Origin of the sequence: Pantoea sp. A4 (genome assembly GCF_000295955.2) — a bacterium.
Lineage (GTDB): Bacteria > Pseudomonadota > Gammaproteobacteria > Enterobacterales > Enterobacteriaceae > Pantoea > Pantoea multigeneris.
Map to the genome: position 1 here is coordinate 205,385 of NZ_ALXE01000019.1, position 12,705 is coordinate 218,089.

Consider the following 12,705-nt stretch of genomic DNA (forward strand, 5'->3'; position numbering starts at 1 on the left):
GGGCATGTAACCAAATGCGCTGACTTATTGCAAAATATTTCAAATGTATTACAAATGAGAATCATTATGATAATTATTCCCTGCTTCATTTTATTGTGTTGATAATGATTACAGGGTGTAACTTATGTCGCAGTCTTTTTACAGCAAAAAAACAACGCTTTCGATACTCATCGGGTTAATGATTAACGGTGGCTACGCACTGGCCGCAACAGACACGGCGCCTCTGTCGCTAACCGGCAATGATGCCGCGACCGCCAGCACGGAGAAAAAAGCCAATCCCACCAATGAACAGGATTTAGTGGTTACCGCTAAAGCCGAAGATGCGCTCAAGCAGCAGCCGGGCGCATCTCTGATTACCAAAGAAGATATTGAAAAACATCCGCCGGTTAACGATCTGTCCGACATCATTCGTAAGATGCCGGGGGTGAATTTAACCGGCAACAGTGCCTCAGGCAGCCGGGGTAACAACCGCCAAATTGATATTCGCGGTATGGGCCCGGAAAACACGTTGATCTTGATCGACGGCAATCCAGTGACTTCCCGTGATTCCGTTCGCTACAGCCGTACCGGCGAACGCGATACCCGCGGTGATTCTAACTGGGTGCCAGCGGAAATGGTTGACCATATCGACGTACTGCGTGGCCCCGCTGCCGCTCACTACGGATCTGGGGCGATGGGCGGTGTGGTTAACATCATCACCAAACGTCCAACCAACGACTGGCATGGCTCGCTTTCGCTGTTCACCAACCAGCCGGAAGATGACAAAGAGGGCGCGACCAAGCGCATGAACTTCAGCCTCAGCGGTCCGTTGATTGATGATGTTCTCTCCATGCGCCTGTATGGCAACATCAACAAAACCGACGCTGACGCCTATAACATCAATACCGCTGAAAATGGGTCCTACGCTGCGGGCCGCGAAGGGGTGCGTAATCGCGATATTAATACCCTGTTCCAGTGGAAAATCAGCCCAACGCAGATCCTCGACTTTGGCTACTCCTACAGCCGCCAGGGCAACATTTATGCCGGTGATACCCAGTACAGCAACAGCAACCTCAGTACGCTGGTGCCCGATCTGTATGGCGCAGAAACCAACCGCATGTACCGCCAGAACTGGAACATCACCCACAACGGTATCTTCGACTGGGGCCAGTCACGCCTGAGCCTGAACTACGAGAAGACCAACAATACCCGGCTGGCCGAAGGTTCCACCGGTAAAGTAGAGGGGATGATCAACAGCAATACCTATACCACCAGCCGTTACAAAGCCTTCCGCGCCAGCGAAGAGCTGACCATTCCCTTTACGTTGTGGGTCGATAACACGCTTACCTTGGGTGGAGAGTGGAATCGTGAAACCCTCAACGATCCGGCTTCAATGCAGGAGACGGATGCCGGTGATGTGAGCATTGATGGCGTTTCTGGCAATTCAGCCGACCGCAGTGGCAAGAACTCACAAGAGCTGAGTGCACTGTATATAGAAGACACCATGGATGTGCTGGATGGCACCACGCTGATTCCGGGCCTGCGTCTTGACTACAGCGATCGCTTTGGCAGCAACTGGAGCCCAAGCCTGAACCTGCAGCAGGAGCTGGGGGATGACTTCACCTTTAAAGCCGGTATTGCACGCGTGTTTAAAGCACCGAACCTGTACCAGTCTAGCGATGGCTATCTGTTAGCAAGTAGCGGTAATGGCTGTGCGGTGGGCAGTTCAGGCGGATGCTACCTGTTGGGTAACAGCAATCTGAAACCTGAAATCAGCGTCAATAAAGAAGCCGGTATCCAGTGGCATCACGATGGCTATGCGGCCGGGCTGACCTACTTCCGCAACGACTACCAGAACAAGATCGTTGCCGGTGATGACTCGCTGGGCACCGTCGCGGTAAGCGGCTGGTACAGCTCCAGCTACAATGTCTACCGTTGGGAGAACGGCGGCAAAGCGCTGACGCAAGGTCTGGAAGCCAACCTGACGCTGCCACTGATCGAAGACACGCTGACCTGGCGCACCAACGCGACCTATATGTTCACCTCACGCTATAAAGAGACCGGTAACCCACTGTCGCTGATCCCGAAATATACTGTGAACACCTGGCTTGACTGGCAGGTCACCGATCAGTTCTCTACCAGCCTGAGCATGACCAACTACGGACGTCAAAAGCCACGTCACACTGCGGATATTCGCAAAGAAGTGGGTTCAATGTCTGATACCGAAGTGGCGGCTTACACCCTGTTTGGCCTTGGCGCGAACTATCAGGTGAATAAAAATCTGCGCTTTACTGCTGGCATCAGCAACCTGCTGGACAAACGCATCTACCGTTCCAACGATGGTGCATCAACCTACAATGAACCAGGCCGCGCTTACTACGCAGGTGTTACCACCTCGTTCTAATCCCGTCTGATGATGTGCGGCACTGCGGTGCCGCCATCCCCGCCCTCTCCCCGATAAAATAAATTAGGCATTTTTCTTATTCCATTCTGCGCAACAGCGACTAAGCTCTTATGACGCGACGTAGTGGTCGCCAGATAAAAAATTGTCTATAGGGAATATACGATCATGAAAAAATCAATTTTAGCGCTTTCACTGGTACTTTTCGCCTCTTCTGGCTGGGCAGCTGGTGCTTTAACACACGCAACTGACAGCACAGTAGAAAATGCACAGGCCGGTGCCAATACGGCAAAAGAGAAACTGCATCAGGCAGAACACCGTGGTTCTGAGCTGAAAACCAAAGCACAGAACAAAGCTGAGAACGGCGGCAACACCACCGGTGATAAAATTCAGGAAGGCAGCCAGAAAGCCTGGAACAAAACCAAAGAGACCACTGAAAAAGGCTGGGACTCAACCAAAGAAGCCAGCCAAAAAGGCTGGGACAAAACCAAAGAAGGTGCCAGTGACCTGAAGAAAAAAGTCACTGAATAAACCGCACTGCTGCTTCACCCCCCTTTACCGGGGGTGAAGCCCATCTTTTTGCTGTCTCTTTGCTCCCCGCCAGTTAAAATACCCCCTCCCGGAAACCTCTTTAACAGGATTTGTGTGTGAGAATCGGTATTCTTTTTCCTATCGCGATCATCGTGGCTGGTGTCAGTTTACTGGCGTGGTTTGTCCTCAGTGGCGCCTGGATGCCAGGCAGCTGAACAATAAAGCGGCAATTGCGGCGTTTATACAGGGGCTCTTGCGCCAACGCCGCGCGTTTAATTTATCATTCCATGCGCTTTCCTTAACGCTATTTCAGCATGATACACACTGACAACGCTCTCATTTCATTTCAATTAATGAAGTAAACGGACATTATTCACCCTTTATCTGCCTACAATAAATACAATATGCATTAAAATGCGCACAAATTGAAAAAAAACGCATTTTCAGATAATGAAATTAACACTTTCACACAGACTTCAACGGCAGCTCAACGATATTTATCCTGATTGAACGATCTCACAAAATGCCAAAACATTCTTTCAAGCTGATGACAGAATTCATTCCACAGAAGCAAATGCGTTTATGTCTTTATAAGGTAATACACCATGAAAAAAATTATTATTTCTTCAGCACTGGTACTCGCAGGTTTAACTTCAGTAGTTGGCGCAGCAAATGCTGCCGCTGGCGACGTCACCACCACCATCGGTTATGCACAGAGTCATTTCAACCACACCCACGGCACTGACGCTAAAGGCGTACAGCTGCAGGGTCGTTATGAACTGACTAACGACTGGGGCGTAATGGGTGGCATTACTTACACCGGTAACAACTACAGCGATTCAGGAGACGGTTCACACCACTACTTCTCTCTGAAAGCGGGCCCAACTTACCGTATCAACGACTGGTCTAGCGTTTACGCAGACGTTGGTTACGGTTATGCGAGCAGCAAATTCAGCCGTAACGCAGTGACCCAGAACCACGACAGCTCACTGCTGGTTTACGGAGCAGGCGTACAGTTCAACCCATACCAGAATATCGTTCTGGATGCGGGCTACGAATACGGTACCGCGGGTCACACTCAGGTTGGTACCTGGAACGTTGGCGTAGGTTATAAATTCTAATCAGCCCTTGCTGATAGACAAAATATAAACAATAAAGGAAGCCCCAGGGTTTCCTTTATTATTTTCGCCCTGTTTATTCTTCCGGTGAAAATATTCGCCCTCATTAACCCGCCCTCCTCTGCTGTTTATTTTTTACGCTACACATTCCCTCCACAATTGTTGAAATTAAACCCAACCTCAACAAACTGTAAGCGATCCTCAAGAAGAATTACAAATAGCAATCATTTTCATTATCATTCCGGCGCTTGATTTACTTACTGAAACAGGACGTCTTTCGGACATGAAAAATAATGATAAAGCTGCGGGATTATTCAGCGCAGCACTGATTGCACTACTACCGAACCTGGCCCAGGCTGCAACCGCAGACGACACGCTGGTCGTCACGGCGAATGGCTATGAGCAGAAGCTGACGGATGCGCCTGCCTCTGTCTCCGTGATTAGCCAACAATCACTGCAGGAGAAAAACTACCAGGATCTCGGCGAAGCGCTGGGAAATATTGAAGGGGTCAACGTTCACGGCAGCACCGGGAAAACCGGTGGCCTGGATATCAGCATTCGCGGGATGTCGAGCAGCTATACGCTGATCCTCATCGATGGCGTTCGTCAGAATGCCAGCTCAGATCTCACCCCCAACGGCTTCGGTACCCTGAACACGGCGGTGATGCCGCCGATGTCGGCCATCGATCACATTGAGGTGATCCGTGGCCCAATGTCGACGCTGTATGGTTCAGATGCCATCGGTGGTGTCATTAACATCATCACCAAAAAAGAGAGCAAAACCTGGCACGGTGCGGTAGATATTGGCCATAACGTCCAGGAGCATAGCAAGTGGGGCGACAGCCAGAAGTATGATTTCTATGCCAGCGGGCCGTTAGCCAGTGACAATCTCAACCTGACGCTACGTGGCAGTTTCCTGCACCGTCAGGGCTCCAGCGTCACCTCACTCAGCGACAGCGGCAGCAACACCCGCGTCCCCTACCCAACCCAGAGTGATAACTACAACTTTGGTGGCAAGCTGAGCTGGAAAACCAGTGATAAAAACACCCTGTGGATCGACGCAGACACCTCACGCCAGAAGTATGACAACCGTAACGGCCAGTTGGGCCCGGTTGGCACCTCCGGTGGCGGCTACACCGACACCCTGCGCTATCAGCGCAATAAGCTGATGGTTGGCCATGATACGGATTTAAGCTTTGGCCGCTGGAGTTCGTACCTGCTGTGGGATAACACCGCCAATACCGGACGCCTGCTGACGAAAAAGACGCTCAATGCGGCGAACAGCAGTAAAGCAGGCGAAGGCCGTCAGTTGCGTAATACCAACCTGATGCTGCACACCTCCCTGGTGGCACCGATTGGTGATTCACATCTGGTCACTGCCGGTGCAGAGTTCTCGCAAGCCCGGCTGAAAGATGGCATCGTGCTCGCCAACAGCGGCGAAACGTTCGATCAAAAAACCTGGGCGCTGTTTGGTGAAGATGACTGGCAGTTACTCGACCCGCTGACGCTAACTTATGGCGCACGCGTTGAAAAGCATGATGACTTTGGTAGCCACATCAGCCCACGCGCCTATCTGGTCTGGAATGCGCTGGATGACTGGACGGTAAAAGGCGGCGTCAGCACCGGCTATAAAACCCCTTCTCTGGCACAGTTGCACGATGGCGTCAGCGGCGTTGGCGGGAACGGCTTAACCGAAACCATCGGCAATCCAAACCTTAAGCCGGAAGAGAGTGTTAACTACGAGCTGGGCATTTACTACAGCAATGATGCGCAGTTCAAAGCGAACATCACCGGCTTCATTAACAACTTCCGCAATGCGATTGAATCGCAGACGGTGAACGACACCACCACCACCTACGCTAACGTAGGCAAAGCGCGTACCCAGGGGATTGAGTTCGCCACCTCCTTCCCGCTGTTCGTGCCAGAAGTGACGTTCAACGGTAACTACACCTACACCCAAAGCCAGCAAATCGGTGGCGATAACCCAGGTGCCGCATTGACCAACACGCCTCGCAGTGCCGCTAACGCGCGTATTAGCTGGCAGATCAATGAAGATCTGAACAGCTGGATCGAAGCGCAGTATCAGGGCAAGACCGTCCGCTTTACCGACAACTACAACAATCTGTCGGCGGTGGAACAGGCGGTGTATAACAACAAGGGGGCGTACCTGAAAGCCTGGACCGTGGTGAATCTCGGTGCCTCTTATCAGCTGACGAAAAACGTCAAACTGAACGGCTCGGTGAATAACCTGCTGGATAAAGACTTCTCAGAAGTGCAGCTCTACCAGTCTGGTAGCAGCAGCATGTATGCGGGGAACTACTTCAATACGCAGGCTTCCACCAGCGGCTATGTGATGCCAGGCCGCAACTACTGGCTGTCGCTTAACTACAGCTTCTGAGTGTTATCTGGCGCCATCCCGGGTGGGATGGCGCTCTGCCCGGTTACAGCTTGTCGCCATTTGAGGCGATCACCTGTTGATACCAGTAGAAGCTTTTTTTCCGCCGCCGCTGGAAATCCCCCGTCTGATCATCATGGCGATCGACATGAATAAAGCCATACCGTTTGCTGTATTGCCCCGTGCCAAAGGAGACGCAGTCCAGACAGCCCCACGGCGTAAAGCCCAGCAGATCAACACCATCTTCCAGCATCGCTTTTTTCATCTGCACAATGTGTTCACGCAGGTAGTTGATACGATAATCATCGTCAATTTCCCCACGCGGATTCACCTCATCCACCGCACCTAGCCCGTTCTCCACAATAAACAGAGGTTTCTCATAACGCTCATAGAGCAGGTTGAGGGTATAGCGCAGCCCGGTGGGATCGATCTGCCAACCCCAGTCGGACGCCTGGAGGTGTGGATTTTTTTTGCTGCCGGGATAGCTGTCTTTATCTTTATGCTGTGCCGCTGCCGCGTGCTGTACCACGTTACTCATGTAATAACTGAAGCCAAGATAGTCACAGCAGCCCTGTTGCAGGATCTCCAGATCCCCTTCCGCAATCTCAATCTGGAAACCACGATTCGCCCACTCCTGGCGCACATAGGCCGGGTAATGACCGCGCATATGAACATCACCAAACATCAGGCGTTCACGGTTTGCCTGATGTGCATACATCACGTCTTCGGGATCGCAAGACCAAGGATAGAGCGGCACCATCGCCAGCATACAGCCGATTTTGAACTCAGGGTTTATTTTGCGCCCTAATGCCACCACCTGGGCGCTAGCTACAAATTGATGATGCAGAACCTGGTACATCACCTCTTCTGGCTTTTCAAACTCGGTAAAGATTACGCCGGAGTTACTGTAGCCATATAACGGTTTGCGCCAGTTGCGCTGGTTGTTGATCTCATTGAAGGTCATCCAGTATTTGACCTTGTGCTTGTAGCGCTCCAGCACCACTTCGCTGTAGCGCACAAACAGGTCAATCAGCGCACGATTGCGCCAGCCACCGTACTGTTTAACCAGGTGCAACGGCATTTCGAAGTGCGACAGCGTGATCACCGGTTCAATCCGGTGCTCACGCAGCTCGTCGAACATCGCATCATAAAAGTGCAGGCCCTCTTCATTAGGCTCAGTTTCATCGCCATTGGGGAAAATGCGCGTCCAGGCGATCGAGGTACGGAAACAGCGAAAGCCCATCTCGGCAAACAGGGCAATATCTTGTGGGAAATGATGATAAAAATCGGTCGCGACGTGATTCGGGTAGTGTTTGCCAGGCAGGACGCCATCGGTAATTTCACGATCGACACCGTGCGCGCCTCCGGTGAGCACATCGACAATGCTGGGACCTTTTCCGCCCTCCTGCCAGCCGCCTTCAACTTGATGGGCTGCAACCGCTCCACCCCAGAGGAAATCTTCGGGAAACTGTTGTGACATAATTCCACCTTGTTTTGCTTAAACGATCAGAAATTAGTGTGAGTGAGCAGTGTGTAGCGACCGCAGTTGGCGATGCAGGTAGATCAGCTCTTCCACCAGATCACGACATAACATCGCATTCATCAGATGGTCCTGCGCATGGACCAGAATCAAATTGACCGGGATTTTACCGCTGCCTTCATCGGCACCGATCAGGCTGGTCTGTATTTTGTGGGCTTCGCGCGAGGCAACTGACGCCTGTTGCAGCAGATCATCCGCCTGCTGCCAGTTGGCCTCCCGCGCCGCTTGCAACGCCTGCATCGCAGCCGAACGGGCCTCTCCGGCATGGATGATTAACATCATCACGGTGCTTTCCATCTCTTCGGTTTGCATCATCAAGCCTCCTGTTCCGCGACGTTCTCAGCCGCCATATCCACCTCTTGCTGTAGCAACTGGCGTTCGTACATTTTGAAAAACGGGTAATAAATCAGGGCCGATAAGCCGATTAAAAACAGCACCAACACCACTGCCCGCAGGTCCCAACCGGTAGACCAGGCGGCACCAATTGGCCCCGGTGTCGTCCAGGGAGCCAGCGAAATAACGTGATTAATCAGCCCGGTGCGGGTTGCGGTCCAGGCGATCACCGCATTGATGAGCGGAGTCGTAATAAAGGGAATAAACAGCAGCGGGTTCATCACCACGGGCGAACCAAAGATGACCGGTTCATTAATATTGAACATCCCCGGTACCAGACCGAGGCGACCAATCGCCCGCAGGTGCGCTGAGCGACTACGCAGATAAAGCAGCACCAGACCCAACGTAGCCCCCGAACCGCCCACCGTGATAAAGAACTGCCAGAAAGGTTCGATGAATATTTTAGTGACCGTTTCACCGTTGTTGAGCGCCGCCTGGTTCAGCCCCAAATTACTCAACCAGAACGCCTGTAAAATGCCGCCGACAATCGCCGCGCCGTGAATACCCGCAAACCACAGCAGGTGACACAACAGCACCGCCAACAGTACTGCGGGTAGCGAATCCGCGGCGGAAATCACTGGCGCGAACAGTGCCATGATGGCCTGTGGGATCAGCAGACCAAATTGACTTTGCATCCACAGACTGAGTGGAAACAGCGTCAGGAACATCACCATAATCGGGATCAGCAGGTCGAAAGACTGACGGATCTTGGGCGGAACCTGCTCAGGCAGGCGGAACCCAATATGGTATTTATGCAGCAGATGCATCACTTCGGTGGCATACAGGCTGATCAGAATGGCGGTGAAGATCCCTTCCCCTCCGAGCGAAGCAGCAGAGAGCGTGCCCCCCTGTTGCGGCGCGGCGACCAGCAAAAATGACATGACGGCCAGCAGCGCCGCCATCAGGCCGTTGAGTTTGTAACTCTGCGCCAGGTTATAGGCAATCGCCCCGGTGATAAACACCGACATAATGCCCATCGTCATGTTGTAGGGCATCATCAGGGTTTCGTTGTGGGCTTTCACGATGCCTAACCACCACTGGGCAAAAGCCCACTGGCTGTCGGCGCTGAATGGCGGGTGTGAAAACAACAGCATGAACGAACCGACGATGAGAAAGGGCATCGAGGCAATAAAACCATCTTTTATTGCCACCACATGACGCTGGCTGGATAAGCGGGCAGCCACCGGGCTGATACGATTTTCTATCACGCCAAATAAGCTGTCCGCGAAGCTGCTCATACCGCCCCCTTATTGGCGGCAATTAACGAAAGCGCGGACTTAAATATCTTCTCACCGTTTAACATGCCGTAATCCATCGGATTAATAACATCCACCGGAATATTTAACTCACTCGCAACCTGTTTAAATTCCGCCAGTTTGTATTTGATCTGCGGACCCAGTAAACAGCAGTCGAATCTCGGTAAGGTATCGCGGAACTCTTCAAGTGAAACAGCCAGTATTTCAGCTTTTAAATCAGCTTGTTGAGCGTACTTTTCCATTTTCTGCACCACCATACTGGTGGACATTCCGGCAGAGCAACACAATAAAATTTTCACCATGACTCACCTCCTGTTTTTTTAACTATTAGCGCATCACTGCCGCAACCTGCAACCGGTTACAGATTAATCTTTGTTCTTTTGTGATCCCTTCCGCAATCAGCTACCTGCACTGTCATAATAAAACCAGGAAAAATGTGATACCGGTTTCATATTGCTGCAAAGATGACGAAAAAAATCCATTTACCCAGAAAGCGTATTTAATTAGGCTTATGCTTACTATCCGTAGCTCAGCGGTGATCCAGCCAGGCAGGTGAAACATGGTAACAATGCGAGAGGTGGCCTTACGTGCAGGCGTGTCAAAAGCCACGGTCTCCCGGGTGTTGGCCGGACACAGTTATGTCTCTAAACCGGTGCGGGATAAAGTCTTACAGGCGATTGCAGCGCTGGGTTATCGGCCTAATCTGGTGGCGCGCAACCTGGCTACGCAGCGCTCACACAGCATTGGTTTAATGGCACCAAATACCCTGTATCACGGGCCATTCTTCAGTGAATTGCTCTATCAGGCTGCGATCCTCACCGAGCAGTCAGGTTCACAGCTGATGCTGGCAGACGGCAAACACAGTGCGGAGCAGGAGCGCGAAGCCATTCAGTTTCTGGCAGATATGCGCTGTGATGCGATGATTCTCTACCCCCGTTATCTCGACGTCGCGCAGATAGATGCCCTGATCCCGCAGCTCAATCAGCCACTGGTGGTGCTTAATCGCCAGTTGGTGCAGCATCCTGAACTGGCTGTATGTATTGATCATCAGGCGGATGCACATGCTGCGGTGAGCGCACTGATTGCACGCGGGCATAAAAGCATCGCCTTTATCCGCGGCATGTCCCATTCCCCTACCGGCGATAGCCGCTGGCAGGGTTATCTTTCCGCTTTGCAGGCACAAGGGTTGACGTTGAATGCACAGCTCGTCGCCGAAGGTGACTGGACCCCAGCCAGTGGACAACGTGCAGCCAGCGAAATATTGGCCAGAAAGGTGGTGTTTACCGCCCTGGTGGCCAGTAATGATGATATGGCGATGGGTGCCGCGCAGGCGCTGCGTTCGGCAGGAAAACAGATCCCGGAGGATGTCTCTTTGATGGGGTTTGATGATATTCCCCTCGCACAGTGGTTCCACCCGCCGCTTAGCACCGTGCAAGTGCCGATGGCGGCCATGGTCGAACAGGCTATCACGCAGTTGCGCAGTATGCTGGCAGGAGAAAAACCAGAACCCCGCCCTCTCCTGCGCAGCCAGTGGGTAGAACGGGATTCGGTGCGTGCTTTAAGGTAGCGCCTGCCAGATTCAGCCCAGCGTCAATTTCGCCATCTGGGGTAAATTTTCCTTAGATTCATGTCGGGGCATCAATCCTGCGTGTCGTGGATAGACTCAAAATCGTCATCCATGCCACTTCTGTGCATAGATTTATTCACCAGTCAGATCGAAGGTAATTCTGGTCGCTCAGGCAATAAAAAACCCCGACCGCCCAGAGGGCGACCGGGGTTCTCATCTTACCGAGTCTTACATGTTCGCGATAATCGCGTCACCAAACTCAGAAGATTTCAACAGCTTAGCGCCGTCCATCAGACGTTCGAAGTCGTAGGTTACGGTTTTAGCCGCGATTGCGCCTTCCATACCTTTAACGATCAGGTCGGCCGCTTCGAACCACTCCAGATGACGCAGCATCATTTCTGCAGACAGGATAACGGAACCTGGGTTCACTTTATCCTGACCAGCATACTTAGGTGCAGTACCGTGGGTCGCTTCGAACAGTGCACATTCGTCACCGATGTTAGCGCCTGGTGCGATACCGATACCGCCAACCTGTGCCGCCAGGGCATCAGAGATGTAGTCACCGTTCAGGTTCATACAGGCGATAACGTCGTATTCAGCTGGACGCAGCAGGATCTGCTGCAGGAAGGCATCGGCGATCACATCTTTAACGATGATCTCTTTACCGGTGTTCGGGTTTTTAAATTTCTGCCATGGGCCGCCATCAATCAGCTCGCCGCCGAACTCTTCTTTCACAACCTGGTAGCCCCAGTCTTTGAAAGAACCTTCGGTGAACTTCATGATGTTGCCTTTGTGAACCAGGGTCAGTGAGTCACGATCGTTGGTGATGGTGTACTCAACAGCAGCACGCACCAGACGCTTAGTGCCCTCTTCTGAACACGGCTTAACACCGATACCACACTGCTCAGGGAAGCGAATTTTCTTCACGCCCATCTCTTCGCGCAGGAACTTGATCACTTTGTCTGCTTCAGCAGAACCGGCTTTCCACTCGATACCCGCGTAGATATCTTCTGAGTTCTCACGGAAGATCACCATATCGGTATCTTCTGGACGCTTAACCGGGCTTGGGGTGCCTTTGTAGTAACGTACTGGGCGCAGGCAGACGTACAGGTCCAGTTCCTGGCGCAGAGCAACGTTCAGAGAACGAATACCGCCGCCGACCGGCGTGGTCAGTGGGCCTTTGATGGCAACGCGGTATTCTTTGATTAAATCGAGGGTTTCCTGCGGTAACCATACGTCCTGGCCGTACAGTTCAACGGATTTCTCACCCGTGTAGATTTCCATCCAGGAAATTTTTCGCTCACCGTTGTAGGCTTTCTTCACAGCAGCGTCGACGACTTTCAGCATCACAGGAGAAACATCAACTCCGATGCCGTCACCTTCAATGAAAGGGATGATTGGGTTATTCGGTACTACCAGTTTTCCCTGATTGAGGGTGATTTTCTGACCTTCTGCCGGAACAACTACTTTGCTTTCCATTAACCTCTCCTTCGAGCGCTTTTTTGTTAATGATTTGTAAGATGCG

General features: G+C 52.1%; 11 protein-coding genes. 6 read left to right on the forward strand and 5 right to left on the reverse strand.

Annotation, left to right across the window (positions count from 1 at the left end; translation table 11 throughout):
• The first annotated feature begins 178 nt into the window (after positions 1-178).
• The 5 genes from B880_RS0105475 (at position 179) to B880_RS0105495 (ending at position 6,427) form a co-directional block, all read left to right on the forward strand.
• Positions 179-2,383 carry a FepA family TonB-dependent siderophore receptor gene (locus tag B880_RS0105475; RefSeq protein WP_071524380.1) on the forward strand — a complete coding sequence of 735 codons (2,205 nt, stop codon included), beginning with the start codon at positions 179-181 and terminating at the stop codon, positions 2,381-2,383.
• A gap of 165 nt (positions 2,384-2,548) precedes the next feature.
• A complete protein-coding gene (locus B880_RS0105480) occupies positions 2,549-2,911 on the forward strand; it encodes a hypothetical protein (RefSeq protein WP_017346375.1) in 363 nt (120 codons plus the stop codon).
• A 116-nt stretch (positions 2,912-3,027) separates the two neighbouring features.
• Positions 3,028-3,126, forward strand: coding sequence for a YoaK family small membrane protein (locus B880_RS26635; RefSeq protein ID WP_157060512.1), 99 nt, complete (start codon positions 3,028-3,030; stop codon positions 3,124-3,126).
• Positions 3,127-3,516: 390 nt separating this feature from the next.
• Positions 3,517-4,032, forward strand: a complete 516-nt coding sequence (locus B880_RS0105490) for an Ail/Lom family outer membrane beta-barrel protein (RefSeq protein ID WP_017346377.1) — start codon at positions 3,517-3,519, stop codon at positions 4,030-4,032.
• A 280-nt stretch (positions 4,033-4,312) separates the two neighbouring features.
• Positions 4,313-6,427, forward strand: coding sequence for a TonB-dependent receptor (locus tag B880_RS0105495; protein ID WP_017346378.1), 2,115 nt, complete (start codon positions 4,313-4,315; stop codon positions 6,425-6,427).
• 43 nt (positions 6,428-6,470) lie between these two features.
• Here the strand turns inward: B880_RS0105495 and B880_RS0105500 are convergent, their stop codons facing one another.
• From B880_RS0105500 to B880_RS0105515, 4 genes are read right to left on the reverse strand one after another with little or no spacing between them, the layout of a single operon-like run.
• On the reverse strand, positions 6,471-7,904 hold the full coding sequence (locus tag B880_RS0105500; RefSeq protein ID WP_017346379.1) for a 6-phospho-beta-glucosidase: 1,434 nt from the start codon (positions 7,902-7,904) through the stop codon (positions 6,471-6,473).
• Positions 7,905-7,937: 33 nt separating this feature from the next.
• The gene (locus B880_RS0105505; protein ID WP_017346380.1) at positions 7,938-8,279 is read right to left on the reverse strand and encodes a PTS lactose/cellobiose transporter subunit IIA; all 342 of its coding nucleotides are present in this window, start codon (positions 8,277-8,279) and stop codon (positions 7,938-7,940) included.
• The gene (locus tag B880_RS0105510; protein WP_017346381.1) at positions 8,279-9,595 is read right to left on the reverse strand and encodes a PTS cellobiose transporter subunit IIC; all 1,317 of its coding nucleotides are present in this window, start codon (positions 9,593-9,595) and stop codon (positions 8,279-8,281) included. Before B880_RS0105510 ends, B880_RS0105505 begins: the two co-directional genes overlap by 1 nt.
• Positions 9,592-9,915 (reverse strand): PTS sugar transporter subunit IIB, encoded by a 324-nt coding sequence (locus tag B880_RS0105515; RefSeq protein WP_017346382.1) that lies wholly within the window; start codon positions 9,913-9,915, stop codon positions 9,592-9,594. The genes B880_RS0105510 and B880_RS0105515 overlap by 4 nt, the downstream gene beginning before the upstream one ends.
• 257 nt (positions 9,916-10,172) lie before the next feature.
• Between B880_RS0105515 and B880_RS0105520 the strand changes: the two genes are divergently transcribed.
• Positions 10,173-11,180 (forward strand): LacI family DNA-binding transcriptional regulator, encoded by a 1,008-nt coding sequence (locus tag B880_RS0105520; protein ID WP_017346383.1) that lies wholly within the window; start codon positions 10,173-10,175, stop codon positions 11,178-11,180.
• A gap of 228 nt (positions 11,181-11,408) precedes the next feature.
• Here the strand turns inward: B880_RS0105520 and icd are convergent, their stop codons facing one another.
• Positions 11,409-12,659 (reverse strand): NADP-dependent isocitrate dehydrogenase, encoded by a 1,251-nt coding sequence (icd, locus tag B880_RS0105525; protein ID WP_017346384.1) that lies wholly within the window; start codon positions 12,657-12,659, stop codon positions 11,409-11,411.
• Positions 12,660-12,705: the final 46 nt, after the last annotated feature.